The organism is Amnibacterium flavum, from assembly GCF_003097495.1.
Taxonomy (GTDB): domain Bacteria; phylum Actinomycetota; class Actinomycetes; order Actinomycetales; family Microbacteriaceae; genus Naasia; species Naasia flava.
In genome coordinates this window covers 276,708-299,327 of record NZ_QEOP01000002.1, presented here as the reverse complement: position 1 = coordinate 299,327, position 22,620 = coordinate 276,708, and the positions used below count along the sequence as shown (strand labels likewise).

Annotated in this window: 23 protein-coding genes; 10 read left to right on the top strand and 13 right to left on the bottom strand. The window is 68.1% G+C overall.

The window, feature by feature from the left end; translation table 11 throughout:
• Window positions 1–54: 54 nt before the first annotated feature.
• The 10 genes from DDQ50_RS09035 to DDQ50_RS08990 form a co-directional block, all read right to left on the bottom strand.
• Window positions 55–1,515 carry an NAD-dependent succinate-semialdehyde dehydrogenase gene (locus DDQ50_RS09035; RefSeq protein WP_116756423.1) on the bottom strand — a complete coding sequence of 487 codons (1,461 nt, stop codon included), beginning with the start codon at window positions 1,513–1,515 and terminating at the stop codon, window positions 55–57.
• Window positions 1,512–2,309, bottom strand: coding sequence for a carboxymuconolactone decarboxylase family protein (locus DDQ50_RS09030; protein WP_116756422.1), 798 nt, complete (start codon window positions 2,307–2,309; stop codon window positions 1,512–1,514). The genes DDQ50_RS09035 and DDQ50_RS09030 overlap by 4 nt, the downstream gene beginning before the upstream one ends.
• Window positions 2,310–2,375: 66 nt before the next feature.
• On the bottom strand, window positions 2,376–3,086 hold the full coding sequence (locus DDQ50_RS09025; RefSeq protein ID WP_116756421.1) for a GntR family transcriptional regulator: 711 nt from the start codon (window positions 3,084–3,086) through the stop codon (window positions 2,376–2,378).
• A gap of 48 nt (window positions 3,087–3,134) precedes the next feature.
• Window positions 3,135–4,076 (bottom strand): NAD(P)-dependent oxidoreductase, encoded by a 942-nt coding sequence (locus DDQ50_RS09020; RefSeq protein WP_116756420.1) that lies wholly within the window; start codon window positions 4,074–4,076, stop codon window positions 3,135–3,137.
• Window positions 4,069–4,467, bottom strand: a complete 399-nt coding sequence (locus DDQ50_RS09015) for a carboxymuconolactone decarboxylase family protein (protein WP_116756419.1) — start codon at window positions 4,465–4,467, stop codon at window positions 4,069–4,071. The genes DDQ50_RS09020 and DDQ50_RS09015 overlap by 8 nt, the downstream gene beginning before the upstream one ends.
• Window positions 4,464–4,865 carry a cupin domain-containing protein gene (locus tag DDQ50_RS09010; protein WP_116756418.1) on the bottom strand — a complete coding sequence of 134 codons (402 nt, stop codon included), beginning with the start codon at window positions 4,863–4,865 and terminating at the stop codon, window positions 4,464–4,466. The genes DDQ50_RS09015 and DDQ50_RS09010 overlap by 4 nt, the downstream gene beginning before the upstream one ends.
• Window positions 4,862–5,770 (bottom strand): NAD(P)-dependent oxidoreductase, encoded by a 909-nt coding sequence (locus DDQ50_RS09005; protein WP_205663617.1) that lies wholly within the window; start codon window positions 5,768–5,770, stop codon window positions 4,862–4,864. Before DDQ50_RS09005 ends, DDQ50_RS09010 begins: the two co-directional genes overlap by 4 nt.
• A 14-nt stretch (window positions 5,771–5,784) precedes the next feature.
• On the bottom strand, window positions 5,785–6,639 hold the full coding sequence (locus DDQ50_RS09000) for an SDR family NAD(P)-dependent oxidoreductase (RefSeq protein WP_116756416.1): 855 nt from the start codon (window positions 6,637–6,639) through the stop codon (window positions 5,785–5,787).
• Window positions 6,639–7,442: an N-acyl homoserine lactonase family protein gene (locus tag DDQ50_RS08995; protein ID WP_116756415.1), complete on the bottom strand. Its 804-nt coding sequence runs from the start codon at window positions 7,440–7,442 to the stop codon at window positions 6,639–6,641. The genes DDQ50_RS09000 and DDQ50_RS08995 overlap by 1 nt, the downstream gene beginning before the upstream one ends.
• 43 nt (window positions 7,443–7,485) lie before the next feature.
• Window positions 7,486–8,277, bottom strand: a complete 792-nt coding sequence (locus DDQ50_RS08990) for an N-acyl homoserine lactonase family protein (RefSeq protein WP_165829761.1) — start codon at window positions 8,275–8,277, stop codon at window positions 7,486–7,488.
• A gap of 287 nt (window positions 8,278–8,564) precedes the next feature.
• Here DDQ50_RS08990 and DDQ50_RS08985 point away from each other — a divergent pair, with 287 nt between their 5' ends.
• The 8 genes from DDQ50_RS08985 to DDQ50_RS08950 all read left to right on the top strand — a co-directional run bounded on the left by DDQ50_RS08985 (window position 8,565) and on the right by DDQ50_RS08950 (window position 17,089).
• Window positions 8,565–9,542, top strand: coding sequence for a sugar ABC transporter substrate-binding protein (locus DDQ50_RS08985; RefSeq protein ID WP_116756413.1), 978 nt, complete (start codon window positions 8,565–8,567; stop codon window positions 9,540–9,542).
• A gap of 115 nt (window positions 9,543–9,657) precedes the next feature.
• On the top strand, window positions 9,658–10,638 hold the full coding sequence (locus DDQ50_RS08980; protein WP_116756412.1) for a sugar ABC transporter substrate-binding protein: 981 nt from the start codon (window positions 9,658–9,660) through the stop codon (window positions 10,636–10,638).
• Window positions 10,639–10,698: 60 nt separating this feature from the next.
• On the top strand, window positions 10,699–12,231 hold the full coding sequence (locus tag DDQ50_RS08975; RefSeq protein WP_116756411.1) for a sugar ABC transporter ATP-binding protein: 1,533 nt from the start codon (window positions 10,699–10,701) through the stop codon (window positions 12,229–12,231).
• The gene (locus DDQ50_RS08970; RefSeq protein WP_116756410.1) at window positions 12,228–13,244 is read left to right on the top strand and encodes an ABC transporter permease; all 1,017 of its coding nucleotides are present in this window, start codon (window positions 12,228–12,230) and stop codon (window positions 13,242–13,244) included. The genes DDQ50_RS08975 and DDQ50_RS08970 overlap by 4 nt, the downstream gene beginning before the upstream one ends.
• A 191-nt stretch (window positions 13,245–13,435) precedes the next feature.
• On the top strand, window positions 13,436–13,750 hold the full coding sequence (locus DDQ50_RS08965; protein WP_116756409.1) for a hypothetical protein: 315 nt from the start codon (window positions 13,436–13,438) through the stop codon (window positions 13,748–13,750).
• Window positions 13,751–14,503, top strand: coding sequence for a sugar ABC transporter substrate-binding protein (locus DDQ50_RS08960; protein WP_116756408.1), 753 nt, complete (start codon window positions 13,751–13,753; stop codon window positions 14,501–14,503).
• Complete coding sequence (locus DDQ50_RS08955) at window positions 14,503–15,987, top strand: sugar ABC transporter ATP-binding protein (protein ID WP_165829759.1); 1,485 nt, start codon at window positions 14,503–14,505, stop codon at window positions 15,985–15,987. Before DDQ50_RS08960 ends, DDQ50_RS08955 begins: the two co-directional genes overlap by 1 nt.
• 25 nt (window positions 15,988–16,012) lie before the next feature.
• A complete protein-coding gene (locus tag DDQ50_RS08950; RefSeq protein ID WP_116756406.1) occupies window positions 16,013–17,089 on the top strand; it encodes an ABC transporter permease in 1,077 nt (358 codons plus the stop codon).
• 20 nt (window positions 17,090–17,109) lie between these two features.
• On the opposite strand, the gene DDQ50_RS08945 is transcribed toward DDQ50_RS08950, so the two are convergent.
• The gene (locus DDQ50_RS08945) at window positions 17,110–17,832 is read right to left on the bottom strand and encodes an SDR family NAD(P)-dependent oxidoreductase (RefSeq protein WP_116756405.1); all 723 of its coding nucleotides are present in this window, start codon (window positions 17,830–17,832) and stop codon (window positions 17,110–17,112) included.
• A 177-nt stretch (window positions 17,833–18,009) separates the two neighbouring features.
• Between DDQ50_RS08945 and DDQ50_RS08940 the strand changes: the two genes are divergently transcribed.
• Both DDQ50_RS08940 and DDQ50_RS08935 read left to right on the top strand, forming a co-directional pair.
• Complete coding sequence (locus tag DDQ50_RS08940; RefSeq protein ID WP_116756404.1) at window positions 18,010–18,735, top strand: SDR family NAD(P)-dependent oxidoreductase; 726 nt, start codon at window positions 18,010–18,012, stop codon at window positions 18,733–18,735.
• Between the two features lie 141 nt (window positions 18,736–18,876).
• A complete protein-coding gene (locus DDQ50_RS08935) occupies window positions 18,877–19,971 on the top strand; it encodes an NADH:flavin oxidoreductase/NADH oxidase (RefSeq protein WP_276308387.1) in 1,095 nt (364 codons plus the stop codon).
• 56 nt (window positions 19,972–20,027) lie between these two features.
• Here DDQ50_RS08935 and DDQ50_RS08930 read toward each other — a convergent pair whose 3' ends face one another.
• The gene (locus DDQ50_RS08930; protein WP_116756403.1) at window positions 20,028–21,068 is read right to left on the bottom strand and encodes a hemolysin family protein; all 1,041 of its coding nucleotides are present in this window, start codon (window positions 21,066–21,068) and stop codon (window positions 20,028–20,030) included.
• The gene (locus tag DDQ50_RS08925; protein WP_116756402.1) at window positions 21,065–22,438 is read right to left on the bottom strand and encodes a hemolysin family protein; all 1,374 of its coding nucleotides are present in this window, start codon (window positions 22,436–22,438) and stop codon (window positions 21,065–21,067) included. The genes DDQ50_RS08930 and DDQ50_RS08925 overlap by 4 nt, the downstream gene beginning before the upstream one ends.
• Window positions 22,439–22,620 lie beyond the last annotated feature (182 nt).

The following is a 22,620-nucleotide window of genomic DNA, read 5'->3' as shown; positions in this document are numbered from 1 at the left end:
CCATCCCGGCCCGCGCCACCCGGTGGATCCGGGGCGGCGCGGGCCGGCACGAGGTCAGATCTGAAGCGACAGGTACTTGATCTCGACGTACTCGTCGATGCCGACATGGCCGCCCTCGCGGCCGTAGCCGCTCGCCTTGACCCCACCGAACGGTGCCGCCGGGTTGGACAGCACCCCGCGGTTGATGCCGATCATCCCGACCTCGAGCGCCTCGCCGACACGGATCGCGCGCGACAGGTCGCGTGTGAAGAGGTAGCCGGCGAGCCCGTACTCGGAGGAGTTCGCCCAGCGGAGCACCTGCTCCTCGTCGGTGAAGCGCACGATCGGCGCGACCGGTCCGAAGATCTCCTCCGTCACGATCCTGGCCCCTGGATCGACGCGATCGATGACCGACGCCGGCGAGAAGTAGCCGGCACCGCCGTCGCGCCCGACGCTCGTCACGACGCGGGCGCCCGACTCGACGGCGTCGGAGACCAGCTCGGCGACCTTGTCGACGGCGCCGCGGTCGATGAGCGGGCCGAGGGTGACGCCGTCGTCCAGACCGGCGCCGACGACGAGCTCGCCGAAGCGCTCGGCCAGGCGGCGGGTGAACTCGTCGGCGATGCCCTCCTGCACGTAGAAGCGGTTCGCCGCCGTGCAGGCCTCGCCGTTATTGCGGAGCTTCGCCAGCATGGCACCGTCGATCGCGGCATCGATGTCGGCATCGTCGAACACGATGAACGGGGCGTTGCCGCCCAGTTCGAGCGAGACGCGCAGCAGCGTGCCGGCCGACTGCTCCGCGAGCGAGCGCCCCACCTCGGTCGACCCGGTGAAGGAGAGCTTGCGCAGACGCGGGTCGGCGATGAGCGCGCTCACCACCGCCTGCGATGCCGAGGTCGTCAGCGTCGCCAGAACCCCGTCGGGCAGCCCTGCCTCTCGCATGATCGCGGCGAGCGCGAGCATCGACAGTGGCGTCTGCTTGGCCGGCTTGACCAGCACGGTGCAGCCCGCCGCGATAGCGGGCCCGATCTTGCGCGCCCCCATCGCGAGCGGGAAGTTCCACGGCGTCACGAACAGGCACGGACCGACCGGCTGCTTCATGGTGACGATGCGGGACTTGCCGTCGGGCGCCGTCGACCAGGTGCCGTCGAGCCGCACCGCCTCCTCGGAGAACCAGCGGAAGAAGTCGGCCGCATAGGCCACCTCGGCCCGCGACTCCGCGAGCGGCTTGCCCATCTCCATGGTCATGAGCGTCGCGAGGACCTCGTTGCGCTCGGTCATGATCTCGTAGGTCCGGCGCAGGATCTCGCCGCGCTCACGGGGCGGGGTCGCAGCCCAGCTCCGCTGAGTGGCTGTCGCGACGTCCAGGGCGGCGAGCGCATCCTCGACGGACGCGTCGGCGACCCCCACGATCGGCTCCTCCGTGGCCGGGTCGAGAACGTCGAACTCGGCTCCCGTGCTCGAGGCGACCCAGGATCCCCCGCGCAGCAGCCCGGTCGGGGCGGCGGCGATGGCCGACGCGCGATCGGCGCTCATTCGCCGGCCTCGGCGTTCTGCGCGCTCTCGGCGTTCTGGGCGGCGAGGGCGGCGATCTCCTCCTGGAGGATCGGCGCCGACATCGTGACCGTGTGGATTCCGATGACGCTGGCGATCTCCATCACCTCGAGGATCTCGCCCACCGTCGCCCCGTAGCCGAGCGCGTTCTCGATGTGCAGTTTGAGACCGACTCGGTAGAGGTGCGTCGAGGAGGTGTCGAATGCCATGTAGATGAACTCGCGCACCTTCGGGCTGAGCGTGCCCGCGACCCACGGGTGCGAGGAGAACGCGGTGTACGCCTCGAACAGCTGCGGGTCGAGCTCGAGCATCTCGTCCCACGTCGGGTTCCAGTAGCCGCGCTTCTCGGTGAAGTCGGCCTTGAGTCGTTCCTGGTACTCGTCGAGCTCGGCCGGCTCGGTGCGGATACCCTTCTCCGCGAGGATCTCGGTGAGGACCGGGACGCCGAGGTTCATCGCGTGGATGCCGAGCGTGGCGGTGCATTCGAGCACCTCCATGATCTCGGCAGGGGTGGCCCCTGCGGCCAGGGCCGCCTTGATGTGCTGACGGACGCCGGGCGCGTACATGTGGGTGGCCGCGGAGTCGACGACGATGTAGATGAACTCCTTGGTCTTCGTGTCCAGGTGGTTCTTGCGCCACGGCACGGCCGAGAAGTTCAGGTAGGTCTCGAGGAACTCGGCGTCGAGTTCGAGGATGCTCTGCCAGCTGTCGCCCCAGGTGCCGCGCACCCGGATGAATTCGTCTTTGATCTCTTGTTGGCGCGGGGTCAATGTCATTGTGTTCTCCTGTTCATGGGGTCGGGAAACAGAAGGACTCGGGAATTGCGAACCCGACCGGCCGGACTATTCGTCGGCGTCGGTCTCCTGCAGTGCGTGCAGCGCGGTCATCGCGGCCTTGCGCACGTGAGCTGCGCACAGCTCCGATGCACTGTCGGCGTCGCGGCGAGCGATCGCCTCGGCGACCGCACGGAGCTCGGCGACGACCTCGACGGGCCGGCCCGGGTTCGACAGCGACGTGGCGCGCAGCATCTGAACGCGCGCCCGGATGCCGTCGATGAGCTGCTGGAGTGCAGCGCTTCGAGCCCCGGGGATCAGGACACCGTAGAACTTGTCCTTCGCCGCGAGGATCGCCCGGACGTCGTCCGTCGTCTCCGAGACCTGGGCGAGCTCCTCGACGGTCGCCGCGAGTGCGCGCACCTCGTCGTCGGAGGCCCGCTCGACGAAGTGCTTGACCACGAGGGACTCGAGTGCGGCCCGGATCTCGTAGAGATCCATCGCCTCGTCGAGCGAGGGCGCGCTCACCATGGCGCCGCGCTGCGGCACGACCGTGACGAGCCCCTCGGAGGCGAGCTCGCGAAGAGCCTCGCGGATCGTCGTGCGGGAGACACCGAGTTGCTCGATGAGCTCTCGCTCGACCAAGCGCTGCCCCGGCTTCAGCTGGAAGTCGAGGATCGCCTGTCGCAGAGCGGCGATCACCTGTTCCCGGATGGGCGCGGCGACGCGGCCCATGGGTTCGGCTACCCACGCTTCTGAGAGGGAGTTGGTCTGGGTCATGGCATCACTATAGGTAGGTGGTTCGGATTTTCCTGGTCCTCGGCAGGGTCAGCTGGTCATAGGCCCCGTCCCGGGAGGCGGGGGCGCCGTTATCCCGTCCGACGGGGGCACGAGCTGGTCGATCCACCGCGCGATCTCGGTGTGGTCGGCGGTCGGCTCGAGACTCTCGGCGGCCTCGCTCCAGAGTTCGACCGCCTCGACCCCGAGCCGGGCGGGTACGCCCTCCTGCTCGGCGAGGGAGGTGGCGATCCGCATGTCCTTGAGCATCAGGCGCAGCCCGAAGCCCGAGTCGTAGCGACCGGTTCGGATGAAGTTGGGGTACTTGTTCTCGGTCGATCCGCTCTTGCCGCTGGAGCCGTTGAAGACGGCGAGCATGACGTCGGGGTCGAGTCCGAAGCGTGTGCCGGCCGCCATGGCTTCGGCGGTGGCGAGCAGATGGCTCGCCGAGAGGAGGTTGTTGAGCGCTTTGATCGCGTGGCCGGCACCGACGGCACCGGCGTGGCGGACCGTTCCGAGACTCTCGAGAACGGGTCGGACTCGCGCGAGCTGCTCGTCGTCGGCTCCGACCATGATGGTCAGCTTGCCGCCGACGGCACCGCGCACTCCCCCGGACACCGGTGCGTCCACGAGCGCGACTCCCGACTGCGCGAGCTCGGCGGCCAGCTCGCGGGTGCGCTGCGGCTCCGACGAGCTCATGTCGATGACGACCAGCCCCTCGGCGAGTGCCCCGGCACTCCGCAGCTGCTCGACGACGGCGGTCACGATCGCCGAGTTCGGCAGCATGAGCACGATCGCGTCGGTGCCGCGCGCGGCGTCCTCGAGAGCGTTTGCGCCGACCGCGCCGCCCTCGACCGCACGCTCGATCGCCGCGGGCGCGGTGTCGTAGGCGACCACTTCGAAGCCGTCGCCCAGAAGACGCGCGACCATCGGGCCGCCCATGTTGCCGAGGCCGACGAAGCCGACCCGGCGGATCTGTGCCGGATCAGACATCGTGCCCCTGCTCCTTGAGGACCTTCTCGGCGATCCGGAACGACTCGAGCGCGGCGGGGACGCCGACGTAGATCGCGGTCTGCATGAGCACCGCCTGGATCTCGGCCGGGGTGACCCCGTTGTTCAGGGCGCCCTTCACGTGCACCGACAGCTCGTGCGAACGGTTGAGCGCGGTCAGCATGGCGAGGTTGATCAGGCTGCGGGACTTGCGGTCCAGTGCGTCGTCGGTCCAGACGACACCCCAGCAGTACTCCGTCACGAGCTCCTGGATGGGACGGGAGAACTCCGAGGCCTGAGCGAGGGAGCGCTCGACGTGGTCGGCGCCGAGCACCTCTTTGCGGACCCTGAGGCCGTCGTCGTAGGTCGCGCGGTGGGTGGTGTCGTCGGTCATGACCTGTCCTGATTCTCTGAGGTGAGGTAGTCGGCGTCGTCGACGGGGTCTGCCCAGTCGGTCGTGCCGAGCGAGATTGCCGTGTGGGTCATGAAGGAGTCGGGAGCGGCGCCGTGCCAGTGCTTCTCACCGGCGGGGATCCAGACGGTGTCACCGGCACGGAGGATCTCGACCGGGCCGCCCTCGACCTGGGTGAGCCCGCGGCCCGCGACGATCTGCAGGATCTGGCCCCGCTCGTGCGTGTGCCAGAAGGTGCGGGCACCCGGGGTGAAGTTGACCGTGTTGATGACGATCCCGTCCGTGCTCGGCAGAGTGAGGTACGGGAAGGCCTGACCGGTGAACTGCGAGCCCTGCTTGCCGGCGGTGCCCGCCTGACCCTCGGGGTGCACGATGATCATGACTTCGACTCCCCCGCCTCGTGCAGGCGGACGCCGCCCGAGATGTCGCCGATCGCGTCGACGACCGTGTTGCTGATCTCATCGGCGTAGCCGAGGGCTCGAGCGAGACCGAAGCTGGCCATGGGACCCGCCGAATTGAGGCTCGCGACGCCCAGCCGGCCGAGGAGGTCGGCGTACAGGGTCACGTCCTTCAGCATCAGCGTGTTGGTGAGGCCGCCCTTGAGGTAGTCGCCCGTGATGATCTTCGGGAACCGGTTGAGGGTGGCGAAGTTGACGCCCGAGCTCTTGTTGAACACCTCGAGCACGGTCGCGAGGTCGAGGCCCGCCTTCTTCGCGGCGACCATCACCTCCGCGGTCGCCGAGAGGGCGACGGCGTTGAGGAAGTTGTTGAGCAGTTTGGTGGTGTGGCCCGCTCCGCTCTCGCCCGTGTAGAACACGTCGCGGGAGAACAGGTCGAGCACGTCGCGCACGCTGTCGAGGACGTCGCTGTCTCCGCCGACCATCAGCGTGAGCTGCCCCTTCTCGGCGAGCGCGGCACCCCCCGAGATCCCGGCGTCGAGGTAGCTCACCCCGCGTGCTGCGAAGTCCTCGGCGATGCGCCGGGTCGACTCGGGCGACGAGGTGCTGAGGTCGACGACGACCTGGCCCGAGCGCGAGCTGGCGAGCAGTCCGGTGTCTCCGTACACGACGGCTTCGACGACCTTGCTGTCGGGAAGCGACAGGAGCACCACGTCGGTGCGCGCCGCCAGATCGGCGACGGAGTCCGCGGCGACCGCACCCGCCGCGGCGATGTTGTCGGTCTTGGCGTCGTAGCCGATCACCTCGTGTCCGGTTCGGACGATGGAGCCCGTCATCCGGCCGCCCATGTTGCCGAGCCCGATGAATCCGATCCGTTTGTCCGTCACGTCTGTCTCTCCACTCATAGCGCTCTTCCGTTCCAGTCGTCCCCGTACATCGCGCGGTCGACGGGATCGGTGTCCCATGCACCCGCGCCGCCCGCGGGCCGCACCGTGTTGACGACGGTCGCGCCGCCGTCGGCCGAGACGATCTGCCCCGTCACGTAGGCGGAGTCGTCGCTCAGCAGGAATGCGGCGACCCCCGCGATCTCCGCGGCGGTTCCCGCCCGGCGCAGTGGTGTCGTCGACGCCCTGCGCTCCATGTCGTTCTTGCCGCCCTTGGTGGTCGCGGCGGCCGCGAAGAGATCGGTCGGCACGATGCCGGGAGCGACCGCGTTGACGCGGATCCCGAGCGGGCCTCCGTAGACGGCGGCACCGTGCACGAGGCCGTTCACGGCGTGCTTCGACGTCTGGTACGGCAGAAGATCCGCACTTCCGGTGAGTCCTGCGATCGAGGCGGTGAGCACGATGTTTCCGGCGCCCCCCTGGATCCGGTACTGCCGGAATGCGGCGCGCAGACCGAGGAACTGGCCCAGCACGTTGACCGACATGACGCGTTCGAAGTCGGCGAGCTCGAGGTCGGGCAGGCTCGCGAAGCTGCCGAAGATGCCGGCGTTGAGGTGGTAGAGGTCGACGCGGCCGAAGCGTTCGACCGCTGCCGCCATGTAGGCCTCGACGTCCGCCTCGGAGGAGATGTCGGCACGCACGGCGATGGACTCGGTCGGCAGCGACGCCGCGACCGCTTCGGCACCCGCCGCGTCGATGTCGACGACGACGACGTTCGCGCCGTCGGCGGAGAGCCGCTCGGCCGATGCACGACCCAGTCCGCCCGCGGCACCGGTCACGATCGCGACGAGCCCGTCGAATCTGCCGGCCATCAGCGCACCTCGCCGACCGTCGCGACGAGAGCGTGCAGCTCGCCGTCGACGCGCGTGAAGCGATCGAGGGTCGACGGATCGTGACCCGAGACGACGTGCTGCACCTCGCCGCTGGCGACCATCTCGCGAACGAGCGCGAATCCGTCGTACATGCGCACCAGATCGGCGACCGCCATGAAAGGCATGTCGGCCTCGTACTCCTCGTAGTAATGGGCGGAGTCACTGGCGAGCAGCACGACTCCGACGGCCGTGTCGACCTTCACGATCGCCTGACCGGGCGTGTGACCGCCGATCTCGATGACCTCGATGCCGGGCGCGATCTCCGGGGACTCGTCGAGGAATCGCACTCGTCCCTCGGCGAACGCAGCCGCCAACCCATCCATCTCGGAGTCCTCGATGGAGTGATGGAAGAGCACCTGCTTGGCGTTCGCCCCGGTCCAGAACTCGTACTCGACGCGGGACATGTAGATGGTCGAGCTCGGGAAGTGGTCCAGGTTGCCCATGTGGTCGTAGTGGGCGTGGGTCAGGATGATGTCGGGAGACGTGGCCGGGTCGACTCCGAGCGCAGCGAACAGCTCGGGCGGGCTCATCAGCGTCGTGCGCTTCCGCGCTTCGCCGCCCTGACGCGAATACCCGGTGTCGACGACGATCGTGGTCTCGTCGTTCCGGATCACCCAGAAGAAGTAGTCCATGTCGATGGGTCCATCGGCCTCGTGGTAGAGGTGATGGTTCAGGTAGACGTCGCTGCGGAGGGTGCTCCTCGTGCCGTACTTGGCGATGGTGACGACGTAGGGCGCGGTCACCTCGGTGTCCGAGGGGCAACTGGGGTCTTCATGGTTCTCTTCCTCAGGCCAGGACTGTCGCGATGGCGCCGGCTGCGCCGGGAGCCGCCGGGAAGCGGTCGCGGACGCGGGCGTCGTGACCCGGCACGACGGTCGCTCCGGTCTTGGCTGCGAGCTCGTTGATGAAGTGCAGGCCGTCCTTCATCTCCTGCAGGTCGGTGAAGGCGAAGAAGGGCCACTCGTTCTCGATCTGCTCGTAGAAGTGAGCCGCGTCGACGCTCATGATGAGGCCGCCGTCCTTGGTCTCGATGTGAGTGAGCAGCTCGCCCGGGCAGTGCCCGCCGATCGGGTACACCGTGATACCGGGGAACACCTCGGTCGGCTCGCTCACGAGGACCAGACGCCCCTCGTCGCGCGCCTTGACGACGGGTGCGAGGTCGTCGGGAGTCGAGAACTCGCCCTCGAGAGCGCCGGCTTCGAGCTTGCCGATCCAGTAGTCGTACTCGGCCTGACCCGACACGACCTTGGCGTTCTCGAACAGGCCGAGGTAGCCGATGTGGTCGTAGTGGTAGTGGCTCGTGATCACCATGTCGACATCGAGCGGGTCGATGCCGAGGATCTCGAGCGCCTCGGGGGTGGGAGTGACGCTGATCTCGCCGAGCCAGTCGAACTTGGGGATGTCGTAGCCGGTGTCGAGCAGAACGATGCTGTCCCCCGAACGGATCACCCAGAAGTTGTAGTTCATGTCGAGGTCGCCATCAGGCAGGCCGTACTGCGCGTAGTCATTGAGCACATCGCTCTTGCGCACAACCCGCTCGCCGTACTTGACCTCCCAGACCGACAGGTCTGATGACACGGATTCCGACACGTTAACTCCTTCGTTTCGTGGTTCGGACGGCGACATCGCCGTCCGGTGGTGGGCTCCGATACCCGCTAGTTGCATGACTATATGATCGTCATACAAAACCTGCAAGAGTGGCAATCGGAGCACCGACGACCAACTCTGTCGGAGTCCGGACACGATCCGGAAGCCTCCTTGACATCCCGATCACCGGCTCCCACAATAGGCCTGATTGTCGGACAATCATACGGTCCAATAATCTGCCGAGAGGCATCCCCCCTACACGAAGAGGTGTACTTGCAATGAAGCGCACAGCACTCGCTGTCATCGCCGCCGCGGCGGCGATAGTCCTCGCAGCCTGCTCGACCGACGCAGGCGGCGGCGACGCGGGAACCGACACAGCCGGCGGATCGAAGGTCCTCGGGATCGTCGCCTACATCGGCAACAACGCGATCAACCAGCAGGCGATCCGCGGAGCGACCCAGGTCGCGGAGGATGCCGGCTGGGAGGTCAAGGTCACTGACACCCAGGGCAACGCCGATCAGGCGAACGCGGCGATGAGCTCCTACGCGACGCAGGGCGTCGGCGGGATCTTCGTTCTCGTCTTCGCCTCCAGCGCCATCAACGCGGGGCTCGCCGCAGCGCAGGCGGCCGATGTCCCCGTCATCAGCTGGGGCGGTGGACTCGCCCCCGGCATCATCGCCACGACCAGCAACGAGGCGGTTGGCGCCGCCTCGGCCAAGGCCCTCGTCGACGCGATGGGAACAGAGGGCGACCTGCTCGCGCTCACCTTCCACCCCGGCAAGCTGTGCCTCGATCACCAGAATGAGTTCGACGCCGCCGTCGCGAAGGTGCCCGGCCTCGAGGTCACCTATAACGAGGTCGTCGTGCCGGGCCAGCAGCAGTCGGCCGCCAACTTCACCACCTCATGGCTCGCCAGCCACCCGGCAGGCGAGGGCAACTACGGCATCTGGACCTGCTGGGACGAGCCCATGGAGGGCATCGTCTCCGCACTCGCCCAGGCGGGCCGCACCGACGTCAAGACCTTCTCGACCAACGGCAGCGCACCCGGCATCCTCGACGTCAAGGAAGGCGTCGTGACGTCGGTCGTCTGGCAGCCGTCCGAGGACGAGGGCGCGGCACTCATGCAGGCCCTCCTCGACTACACGGAGAACCCCGACCCGTCCGCCGAGGGGCAGACGATCAAGATCGACGGCGTCGTCGTGGACGCGACGAACGTCGACCAGTTCATCGAGGAGCACCCCAACGCGGTGAAGTGACAGCCCTGCGGAGGAGGCACCCGACACAGGCACCCTCCTCCGCTCGCGCGGGCTCAATCGCGCAGGTCAGCGAAGACCCGGGTCGATCCAGACCCACTAACGGAAACGGACTGTAATGAAGCAGAAGAAGTTCCTGACGGCGCTCGTCGCCGTCGCAGCGCTCGCCCTCGCGGGGTGCAGCGCCGACGCCGGCACCGGCGGCTCGACCGACGGCGGCGATAGCGGGCAGAAGACGCTCGGCATCGTGGCACTCGTCGCCACCGACGCGCTCAACGCGGCGGTCATCGACGGCGCGACCAAGACGGCGGAGGACGCCGGCTGGAAGGTCGTCGTCACCGACACCCAGGGCAGCCCCGACAAGGCCAACGCCGCGATGACCACCTTCTCGACGACTCAGAAGGTCGACGCGATCCTCGTCTCGGCGTTCGCGAGCAGCTCCATCGGCGCGGGCCTCGCCTCCGCCACGTCGGCGGGCATCCCCGTCGTCAGCTGGGGCGGCGAGCTCGTCGACGGCATCATCGCCACGACGAGCGCGCTCAAGGTGGGCGAGGACTCGGTCAACGCGCTCCTCGACGACTTCGGCGACGAGGGCGACATCCTGGCCCTCACGTACCACACGGGTGTTCTCTGCCTCTACCGCGGCATGGCCTTCGATGAGGCCATCGCCAAGGACAAGGGCATCACCGTGACCGCCAACGAGGTCGCGATCCCCGGCCAGGTCGAGGACGGCACCGCGTTCACCTCGGCATGGCTCGCCAGCCACCCCGAAGGACAGGGCAACTACGCCATCTGGGGAGCATGGGATGAGCCCGGCATGGGCGCCGTCGCCGCACTCAAGCAGGCCGGCCGCACCGATGTGAAGGTCTACTCGATCAACGGAGCGCCCAACGCCCTGCAGGCGGTCAAGGACGGCTCGATGACGCAGATCATCTGGCAGGACGGCAACACCGAGGGTGTCGAGCTGATGCAGGCGATCCTCGACTACACCGACGCTCCCGACTCGTGGGAGCCGAAGACCATCGACGTCCCCGGTGTCCTCGTGGACTCCGAGACGATCGACGGCTTCCTGGAAGAGCACCCCGACGCCCTCACCTGATAAGCCCGTCACCACCTGACAGGCCCGTCATCACCTGACACATCCAAGGAGCAACACCGAATGCAGAGCGAAAGCGCCGCGTGGCTCACCGTCCGCGGCCTGAGCAAGCAGTTCGGAGGAGCGCAGGCCCTCACCGCGGTGGATCTCGACATCCACCGCGGTGAGGTGCACGGACTCGTCGGCGCCAACGGCGCCGGCAAGTCCACGCTCATCCGCTGCCTCGCCGGGGTCACCACCCCTGACGAGGGCGTCGTCACCATCGACGGCGAGGAGGTGAAGATCGCCGCACCCCGCGACGCGGAGGACGCCGGACTCGCGTTCATCCACCAGGAGCTCAACCTCGTCCCGCACTTCAACGCGGTGCAGAACATGCTGCTGGGCACCAAGAAGGCCACCCGTCTCGGACTCATCGACTGGCGCAAGTCACGCCGCAAAGCCGCGGAGGCCGCCGAGCGCGTCGGCGTGAACTTCTCACTGGACCGTCGCGTCGACGAACTGTCGGTCGCCGAGCGCTGGCTCGTCATGATCGCGAAGGCCCTCGTGCGCGACGCCAACATGATCGCCATGGACGAGCCGACCGCGTCGCTCTCCGACAACGAGAGCAGTCAGCTCTTCGACATCATCCGCGACCTCGCCTCCGACGGCGTCGCGATCCTCTACGTCTCGCACCGGCTCGACGAGGTCCTCGACCTCTCCGACCGGATCACCGTCTTCCGCGACGGCAAGGTCACCGACCGCGAGGTGCGCGGCGGCCTGGACAAGCGCGGACTCGTGCGCGCCATCGCCGGCCGCGAGGTCACCGCGGCCGCGCGGGTCGATCGCGGCCCCATCGTGCGCGACACTCCCCTCTTCTCCGCCCGCAACGTCGCCGCGGGGCGCATGGTGAAGGACGTCTCGTTCGACGTCTACCGCGGCGAGGTGCTCGGCCTCGGCGGTCTCGTCGGAGCAGGCCGTACCGAGGTCGCCCGCCTGGCGTTCGGGGCCGACAAGCTCGACAGCGGGTCGTTCGAACTCGAGGGCAAGCCCGTGCCCCCGCGCTCCGTTCCCGCCGCCGTCAACGCCGGCATCGGGCTCGTCCCGGAGGAGCGACGCTCCCAGGGCCTCATGCTCGACAAGTCGGTCGGCTGGAACATCAACGTCGGCGTGCTCAAGTCGTTGCGCTCCGTCCCCGGCCTCCCCTTCATGAGCGGAGCCAAGTCGCGCACCCGCGCGCTGGGCCTCATCGACCAACTCCGGATCAAGACCCCCGGCCCGAACCAGGTGATCGGCGGACTCTCCGGCGGAAATCAGCAGAAGGCTCTTATCGCCCGCTGGCTCCGCCCCGAGATGAAGGTGCTGTTCCTCGACGAGCCGTCCCGCGGAGTCGACATCGGCGCCCGGCAGGAGATCCACGACGCCATCCGCCGACTGGCGGACGACGGCGTCGGAACAGTCGTCATCTCGTCGGACGTCGAAGAGCTCGCGTCGCTGTGCGACCGGGTCGTCGTCCTCAGCGAGGGCAACGTCAGCGGCGAACTCGTCGGCGACGAGATCACCGAGAACAAGATCATCGAACTCAGCTACGCGCACACCGACCAAGGAGGAGACGAATGAACGCCACACTCACCAAGGAGAAGGCGGTGACCGGACCGGAGATCACCGATCGACACCGACGCCGTCGCCTCTTCCTGGTCCTGCTCTCGCGCTACGGCACGCTGGTCGGACTCGCGGCGATGATCGTGGTGTTCAGCATCCGCTCCCCCACGACGTTCCTGACGCTGCCGAACTTCCTCAACATCCTCAACCAGTCGTCGCTGACCGCCATCATCGCGGCCGGACTGACGATGACCCTGGTCGTCGGCGAGTTCGACCTGAGCATCGGCTACGTCGCGAGCTTCGCGGGTCTCCTCGTCGTCGGCTTCATCGCCCGGGACAGCCTGCCCGTGCTCATCGGCGTGCCGCTCGTGCTGCTCATCGGTGCCGCGATCGGCACCACCAGCGGTTTCCTCGTCACGAAAGTGCGGATCAACGCGGTGATCGCGACATTGGGCGTCGGCACCATACTCACGGGTGTCGGCTTCGCGTACAGCGCGTTCCCGATCGCCGCGGGCGTGCCCGCCGAGTTCATCCAGATCTCCCTCGGCAAGCTGCTGGTCGGGATCCCGAATCCGATCATCATCATGATCGTCGTGCTCGCGATCCTCTGGATCATCCTCAACAGGACCGATCTCGGTCAGAAGATGCAGGCGGTGGGCGGCAACATCGAAGCCGCGCGACTCTCCGGCATCCGGGTCGACCGGGTGAAGATCTTCGCCTTCGCGACCGCCGGTGTCTGCGCCGCACTGACCGGCATCCTGCTGTCGTCGCTGCTCGGATCCGGCACCCTCGCCGCGGCCGACGGCTACCTGCTCGACGCGTTCGCGGCCGTGTTCCTCGGTTCGGCGACCCTGCGCGACGGCGAGTTCCACATCGTCGGAACGCTCGTCGGCGTGCTCATCATCGCGGTCGGCTTCAACGGTCTGTCGATCTTCGGAGCCCCCACCTTCTTCCAGCCGATCTTCAAGGGCGCGATCCTCGTGCTCGCGGTCGGACTGTCGACACTCGCCCGGAGGTATGCGAAGGCCTAGCAGCGATCCTGCTGGCCGCGCATCCACCGGCCGAGTCCACCAATATCCGGTCATTGACCCGATCACCGTCGGGCGACCCCGCCTCCAGAGCGCGGGCGAGAGCGGAACCGCTTCACCCGGCCGTCGGGCCTCCACTTCGCGGTGGTGCACGCCCGACGGCCGGTCACACAACCGAGAACAGGACGAATGCAATGACGCAGAACGGTTCCAACAACGGCAGAGGCGGGCGACTCGCCCGCAGGGGTGCACTCTCCGCACTCGCGCTGACAGCAGCGGCGCTTCTCGCCTCGTGCTCCGCCACGGGGGCGACGGAGGGCGCGGCGGGCGGCTCGGGAGGCTCCGACAGCGGCGAGGTGGTCATCGGCTACTCCACCTACACGGTCGCGAATCCCGCCTTCGCCGGCATCATCCAGGGCCAGAAGGAGGAGGCCGAGAAGAACGGGTACAAGTTCATCTCGACCAACGCGAACCTCGACCCGAACCAGCAGATCTCCGACGTCCAGTGACTGCTGACCCAGGGCGCCACCTATATCGTGATCACCCCCGCCGACGGCACCGCCATCGCCCCGGCGGTCGAAGCGGCCGAGGCGGCCGGGGTTCCCGTCATCGCCATCGCCGACACCATCGGCGTCCCCGTCACCGCGACGTTCAGCATGAGTCACGAGGAGGGCGGGAAGCTCGCCGCCGAGCAGATCGTCGAGTTCCTCACCGAGAAGTACGGATCCCCCAAGGGCAACGTCGTCGATATCCAGGGCCTCGCCGGCACCCTCGCCGCAACCGGACGTGAGAAGGGTTTCGTCGACGTGCTCGCCGAGTACCCCGACATCAAGATCGTGGCCAGCCAGGACGGCGGCTGGGACACCGACAAGTCCAACCAGGTGATGACCGGCATCCTGCAGGCGAACCCCGAGATCGACGCGGTGTACGGCGCCAACGACGCCGAGGCATACGGTGCCATCACCGCCATCAAGGCGGCGGGCCGGTTCGCGCCGGTCGGCGACCCCGACCACATCTACGTCATCGGAGTCGACGGGGCCAAGCCCGCGATCGACGGAATCCGCGACGGATCCCAGGACGCGACCATCAGCCAGAACTTCGTGAAGATGGGCCAGCTGATGGTTCAGCGCATCGTCGACAAGGAGAACGGCAAAACCGACTCGATCGAGTCGATCGAATGGCCGCTGCAGGTCATCCGCACCGACAACATCGACTCCGACGAGGTCGCCGAGTACGGCATCTGGGCGGACGAAGTCAAGTAATGACCGAGCCCGTCGTCGTCGAGTTCCTCGACGTGTCCAAGCACTATCCGGGGGTGACCGCCCTCGACCGCGTGTCGTTCGATCTCCGGGCGGGAACCATCACGGGGCTGGCCGGCGAGAACGGCGCGGGCAAGTCGACGCTGATCAAGGTGCTCTCGGGCGCCGTGATCGCCGACAGCGGCGAGGTCCGGGTCGGAGGGCAGCCACTGCCCTCCGACCCGGGCGGAGTCATCAAGGCGGGGGTGAGCGCGATCTACCAGGAACTCACCGACATCCCGGACATGAGCATCGCGGACAACCTGCTGCTCGGCCGGGTCTCCTCGACTCTCGGGGTGACCCGTGCTCGAGCCGGGCGGGCCGCCGCACGCGCGGCACTCGCCCGGGTCGGGCTCGGCCACCTCGACGTGACCCGTCCGGTGCGCACCCTCACCATCGCGCAGCGGCAGCTCGTCGAGATCGCCCGCTGTCTGGCCCGGGACGCTCGAGTCCTGATCTTCGACGAGCCGACCTCGTCGCTGCCGGAGGCCGACGTGATCAACCTCCTGAAGACCATCCAGGACCTGCGCGCGCAGGGGCTCGCCATCCTCTACATCAGCCACCACCTCGCCGAGATGTTCGAGATCGCCGACGACATCGTGGTCATGAGGGACGGTGCCGTCGTCGCGCAGCGTCCGATCGGGGAGTGGACGGAACCGGAGCTCGTGAAGGCCATGCTCGCGAAGGACCTCGAGAGTGCCTACCCCTGGACGGAGCGGACGATCGGTCCCGCTCTCCTCCAGGTCGATGACCTCGACGCTCCGGGCGTCCGCTCGGCGACGCTGCACGCGGGTGCGAGCGAGATCGTCGGCCTCGTCGGACTCGACGGCGCCGGCCGGACCGAGCTGATGAAGGCGATCGCCGGCGCGACCCGGGCGCACAGCGGCAGGGTGTCCGTCGACGGTGCGGCGACGCGGCCGGGACACATCGCCTCGGCACGCGCTCTCGGCATCCGGTACGCCCCGGAGGACAGGAAGCGGGAGGGATTGCTGCTCGCGGCAGCCATCCGGGACAACCTCATCCTGGGCCTGTACAACCGGGTCTCACGCCTCGGGGTCCTCAGCTCTCGACGGCTCTCTCGCTTCAGCGGGGCGAACATCGCCCGTTACGGGGTCAAGGCGGACAGCGGGGCGCAGATCGTCGGAACACTGTCGGGCGGGAACCAGCAGAAGCTGATCCTCGCTCGCGTCGCCGATGGTGCCCCTCGGGTGATTCTGCTCGACGACCCCACGCGCGGCGTGGACATCGGAGCGAAGTCGAGCATCTACGACGAGGTCCTCACCCTGGCCGGAGAGGGCGCCTGCGTCCTGTTGACCAGCTCCGACACCGACGAGGTGCTCGCCATGTCCGACCGCATCTACGTGCTGCGCGGCGGACGCATCGTCCGCGAAGTCCCTCGACGCGACTTCGATCGCGAAGCAATCCTCACCTCAGCCTCGGTCGGATGACCGCCCTCTCGTCTAAGGAATAGCGATGACCGCCACTACTCCGCTCCCCCAGTCCACTTCCCGCTCCGATCCCGGCGGAGGCCCGGGTCAGAACGGCACGAGGACCAACGCCGTGCTCGCCCGCCTGTTCGGGAGCTCGACGAGCGCGATCACGATCGCGCTGCTGATCTGCATCATCATCATGAGCATCGTCTCCGACCGGTTCCTGACGACCAGCAACATCTACAACATCGTCGCCCAGTCGGCGGTCGTCGGCATCGCCGCCGTCGGCGGGACGCTCATCATCATCACCGGCGGCATCGACCTGTCGGTCGGCTCGGCGCTCGGGCTCTCGGGAATCCTCGCCGGACTCGCGATGCAGTCGGGCCAGAGCGGCTTCGTCGGCATGCTCGTCGCCGTCGTCGTCGCGATCGGCGTCGGAGCGTTCAACGGGGCGTCCATCACGTGGCTGCGGCTCGCACCCTTCATCGTGACGCTCGCCGTCCTCGGAATGGCCCGGGGACTGACCCTGCAGGTGAGCCAGGGCCAGAGCGTGTACAACCTGCCCACCGATTTCACCGTGCTGGGTGGCGGAACCGTCGCCGGTATCCCGATCTCGGCTCTCCTGACCCTCGGCGTATTCATCCTCGGCCACCTGCTGCTCACCAAGACGGTGTTCGGGCACAAGGTGTTCGCGGTCGGAGGCAATCGAGAGGCGGCCCGCCTCGCGGGCATCAACGTCAGCCGCGTCACGTTCCTCGTCTACGTCATCGCGGGCGTCTGCGTGGGTCTCGCCTCGATCGTGCTCGTCGGCCGACTCGGCTCCGCGACCCCGACGGGCGGCAACGGCGTCGAACTCCAGGTGATCGCCGCCATCGTCATCGGCGGCACGAGCCTCTTCGGCGGCAAGGGCAGCATGCTCGGGACCCTGGTCGGCGTGCTGCTCATCGGCGTCATCAACAACGGGCTGACCCTGCTCAACGTGAGCCCGTTCCTCGTCCAGTTCATGCAGGGTGTGTTGATCTTCGTCGCCGTGCTGCTCGACGCCTTCAACACGAGGCGGCTCGCGCGAGCCGGCGGACGTGCTCCGAGCGCCGGCTCGCGTCGAGTGGCCGGCGCATGATCAGCCGCGCCGGCCTGGCGTCACTGGGCGAGGTAGCCGCCGTCGACGATGACCTCGGTGCCGGTGACGTAGCTCGAATCGTCGGTGGCGAGGAAGAGCACGGCCTTCGCGACCTCGGACGCCTCTCCGGCGCGCTTGAGCGCGGTCTTACCGATCACGACGGCGCTCACGGCTTCGTCCTGACGTTCGGTGAGCGGGGTGTTGATGTGGCCGGGGTGGATGGAGTTCACCCGGATCCCGTCGGCCGCATGGGTGACCGCGACGTTCTTGCTCATGTTGCCGATCGCGCCCTTGGCCACGTGGTAGGCGTGCGCGCCCGACACGGCCGCGAGTCCCCAGATCGACGAGAAGTTGATGATCGAGCCGCCACCGGAATCGCGCATCAGCGGGATGCTCTCGCGCATGCCGAGGAAGATGCCGGTGAGGTCGACGGACATGACGCGGTTCCACGACTCGAGGGTGGTCTCGAGGATCGGCTCGTAGGCGATCACGCCCGCGTTGTTGACCAGGACGTCGAGTCGGCCGCTGTCGGACTCGATGCCACTCACGACCTGCGCCCACGAGGCCTCGTCGGCGACGTCGAGGTGGACGAAGCGCACAGGGCTCCCCTCCGCGTCGGTCGGCTGGACGACGTCACCGCCGTAGACGATCGCCCCCTCGTCGGCGAGCAGTTCGGCGGTGGCTCGCCCCATGCCCTGCGCCGCGCCCGATACCAGCGCCACCTTGCCCGTGAGCTTTCCCATGGATCCTCCTCATTGAGTGATGTGCGGGACGAACGCGCGGACGGGGGCTCTCGTCGAGGTCCCCGCAGTCCTGGCTCGCGCCGCAGATTGTATGACGATCATACGTGTTCGGATCCGCCGGGCTCGGCGATCCCGTCACCCACCCAAGCCAGCAACAAACAGAGAGAAGAGAAGTAAATGGACCGCCTCACCGGAAAAGTCGCCCTCATCACCGGAGCCGCTCGCGGCCAGGGCCGCGAGATGGCCGAACTGTTCATGCGCGAAGGCGCGAAGGCCGTCATCTCGGCGGATGTGCTCGATGCCGAGGACGCCGAGAGCAGCCCCGTCACCTTCGTCAAGATGGACGTCACGCAGGACACCGAGTGGAAGTCGACCATCGATGCGATCGTCGCCGAGCACGGCCAGATCGACATCCTGATCAACAACGCCGCGATCGTGAAGTACGAGACCATCCTCGAGACCTCGAACGAGCTCTACGACAAGGTGCTCGACATCGACCTGAAGAGCATCTTCCTCGGCATGCGCGAGGTACTGCCCCACATGATCGAGAAGAAGTCGGGTTCGATCATCAACGTCTCGTCCATCTGGGGCCTGGCCGGCGTGCCCAGCTCGTACGCCTACCAGGCCGCGAAGGGTGCGATCCTCAACGTCAGCAAGAACGTCGCGGCGACCTACGGCGCCGACGGCGTCCGCTGCAACTCCCTGCACCCGGGCTACATCCTGTCGCCGATGAACGCCGATCAGGCCCAGGACATCAACGATGCCCTGATCGCCGGCACGGTTCTCGGCCGCCCCGGTCAGCCGATCGAGACCGCCTACGCCGCCCTGTTCCTCGCCAGCGATGAGTCGAGCTACGTGACCGGCACCTCGCTCGTCGTCGACGGCGGCTACCTCGCCCCCTGACGAAACGGGCAGGACGAGAGGGGGTCGGGCGCATCGCCCGGCCCCCTCTCTCGTGTCGCTCCCCCGCCGTCCGACCCGCTCGACTCCTGACCATGTGGCGTCGTCGGGAAGAGAGCGGGGCACTCGCAACTTGACCTACAGGTGACCGACACCGTGACCTCTCCCCTGTTCGACCCCATCACGCTCCGCGGAATGACCGTCCGCAACCGGATCTGGGTCGCTCCTCTCTGCCAGTACACGGTCGACAAGCGCGACGGCGTCCCCACCGACTGGCATCTGGTCCACCTCGGCTCCATGGCCTCCGGCGGAGCCGGTCTGGTGATGGCCGAGGCGACCGGCGTCTCACCCGACGCCCGCATCTCACCGCACGACACCGGCATCTGGAACGACGAGCAGGTCGCCGCCTGGCGCCGGATCACCGACTTCCTGCACGCGCAGGGGGCCGCGACCGCGGTCCAGCTCGCTCACGCCGGGCGCAAGGCGTCGGTGCATCCCGAGTGGGGTCCCCTCGCCGGATCCGGAACACTCCCCGCGGATCAGGGCGGCTGGCGGACCGTCTCCGCGTCGGCCATCGCCTTCCCGGGATACGACGAGCCCATCGCCCTCGACCTCCCCGGCATCGACGCCGTCGTCGAGGACTTCGCCGCCGCCGCCGAACGCTCGGTCGACGCCGGATTCGACGCGGTCGAGATCCACGCCGCGCACGGCTACCTCGTGCACCAGTTCCTGTCCCCTCTCAGCAACCTGCGCGACGACGAGTACGGCGGGTCGTTGGAGAACCGGGCCCGCCTCCTGCTGCGGATCGTCCGCGCGGTGCGCGAGCGGGTCGGTGAGACCGTCCCCGTCCTGGTCCGCTTCAGCGGCACCGACTGGACCGACGGCGGCTGGGACGTCGAGCAGACCGCGACCGTCGCGGGCTGGGTCCGCGACGCCGGCGTCGACCTCGTCGACGTCTCGAGCGGCGGGCTCGTGCCCGCCAAGATCACCGCAGGGCCGGGCTACCAGGTGCCGTTCGCCCAGCGCGTGCGCGAGGCGACCGGCATGCCCGTCAGCGCCGTCGGTCTCATCACCGAGGTGCGCCAGGCCGAGGACGTGCTGCTCTCCGGCCAGGCCGATGTCGTCACGCTCGGTCGCGAGATGATGCGCGACCCGCACTTCGTGCTCCGTGCGGCGCACGAGCTCGGCGTCGACATCGACTACTGGCCCGCCCAGTACGAGCGCGCCCGCTGGCGCTGATCCGCGGCTCTCGACGGCCGGGCCGCAATCAGGTCCCGACCTGATCCCGGTTCGGGTCAGATGCGACGGGTCGCGTCGCGCACCTCGCCGACGAGCTCCTCGATGATGTCCTCGAGGAAGAGCACCCCCGTCGTCGCGCCGGTCTCGTCGAACGCACGGGCCAGGTGAACACCCGCACGGCGCATCGTGGCCAGCGCATCCTCCAGCTCGGTGCCCTGGTAGATCGACACGAGCTGCCGTACGAACTTCGACGGCACGGGCAGGTCGTACTCGTCGTCGTCGAGCTCGAGCACGTCCTTCAGATGCAGGTAGCCGACCGGCTCCTTCTGCGCATCGACGAGCACGTAGCGCGAGAACCCGTGCTGGCTGACCGCACGCTCGAGATCGGCGGGAGTCGCGTCCTCGGGAAGGGTGACGAGGGTCGACACGGGGAGCGCGACGTCGGACACCTTCTTCTCGGTGAACTCGAACGCCATGGTGAGGGCGCCGCTCGTGTCGCTCAGCACGCCTTCGCGGGTCGATCGGTCGACGATCGTCTGCACCTCTTCGAGCGTGAACGTGCTGGCCGCCTCGTCGACGGGCTGGATCCGGGCGAGCCGCAGCACCCCGTTCGCGATTCCGTTGAGGGCGGCGATGATCGGTCGCAGCACCGTCGCGATCCAGACGAGCGGGGTCGCGAGCAGCAGGACCGCACGGTCGGGGACCGAGAACGAGATGTTCTTCGGCACCATCTCGCCGATGACGACGTGCAGGTACGAGACGACGAGCAGCGCGATGATGAACGAGATCGTCGACACCGCCGCCTCGGGCAGCGAGAGCAGTTCGAGCGGCACCTCGAGGAGGTGGTGGATGGCCGGCTCGGACACGTTGAGGATCAGCAGCGAGCACACGGTGATGCCGAGCTGACACGTCGCCAGCATGAGCGTCGCGTGCTCCATGGCCCACAGAGCCGTCCGAGCACTGCGTTTGCCCTTCTCCGCGAGCGGCTCGATCTGCGAGCGCCGCGCCGAGATGACCGCGAACTCCGCCGCGACGAAGAAGCCGTTGCCGATGAGCAGCACGACCAGCCATGCGATTCCGGCCCAGTCGCCGCTCATATTCTTTCGATCCCGTTGTCGTTGCCGCCGGCCCGACCCCGCGGTGCGCGTTCTACGCCCGGTTCAGGGCTCGCGTCCTCGGGAGGCTTGGGGGTGAAGCGGAGTCTGTCGATCCGGCGGCCGTCGAGGCGCAGCACGCGCAGGATCCCCGTCGGCAGCTCCACCTCGTCGCCGACCTTGGCCATGCGCCCGAGCTGGGCCAGCACGTAGCCCGCGATGGTCTCGTAAGCGCCGTCCTCGGGGATCTCGATGTCGGACTGCTCGAGCACCTCGTCGGGGCGAAGGCTTCCGGGGATGGTCGTCGAGGTCTTGCCCCGGACGACTCCCGCCCGTGTGCGGTCGTGCTCGTCCACGAGGTCGCCGACGAGTTCCTCGACGAGGTCCTCGAGGGTCGCGACGCCCGCCGTTCCGCCGTACTCGTCGACCACGACGGCCATCTGGTAGCCGGTGCCGCGCAGCTCGCCGAGGAGGGTGTCGACCTGCATCGTCTCGGGGACCCGCAGCGCCTGCGTCTGCAGGGCGCCGACCGGCACGCTCGCGCGCTTCTCCCGCGGCACGGCCACGGCCTGCTTGACGTGCACGAGTCCGACGATGTCGTCGAGACCGCCGTCGGTGACCGGGAAGCGCGAGTAGCCGGTGCGGCGGGCCAGAGTGATGACGTCCTCGGCCGAGTCGCCACGGTCGAGGGCGGCCAGGCGGGGTCGCGGCGTCATGACGTCGGCCGCGCTCAGGTCGGTGAACTCCAGGGTCCGGGTGAGCAGCGTGGCCGTGTCGCTGTCGAGCACCCCGGCCGTCGCCGACCGCCGCACGAGCGAGCTGAGCTCCTCCGCGGTGCGCGCGCCGGACAGCTCCTCCTTGGGCTCGATGCCGACCAGGCGGAGGATGCCGTTGGCGGTTCCGTTGAGCAGGGCGACCGCCGGCCGGAAGACCATCGTGAACACCGTCTGGAAGGGGATGACGACCTTCGCGGTCGCACGCGGGAGCGCCAGCGCGATGTTCTTGGGGACGAGCTCGCCGATGATCATCGAGAACAAGGTGGCGATGAGGATCCCGATGACCACGCCGATCGGCGCCACGATCGCGTCGGGGATGCCGATGCTGTTCAGCGGAACGTCGATCAGCCGCCCGATCGCGGGCTCCATCGTGTAACCCGTGAGCAGCGTGGTGAGCGTGATGCCCAGCTGCGCGCTCGACAGGTGAGTCGAGGTGATCTTGAGCGCGGCGATCGTGCTGCCGAGGCGGCGTTCGCCCTTCGCCTCACGCGCTTCGAGATCACCGCGGTCGAGGTTGACGAGAGCGAACTCGGACGCGACGAAGAATCCCGTCCCTACGGTGAGGATGATGCCGACGCCGAGGAGGAGCCAGTCCATTTCAGCAGTCCCCGCTCATACGGTGCCGCGCCGGGTGCGAGTCGGCGGGAAATCGAGTCGGGGACTGGGCGTGCGGAGGGTCGTCCATGAGTGCGCCCAGTATACGAGAGCGCGCCCTGTGCACGTCCTGACGCGATCGATCCGGCATCGGATCCGCCGTGGGCAGGCGTGTCAGTTCAGCT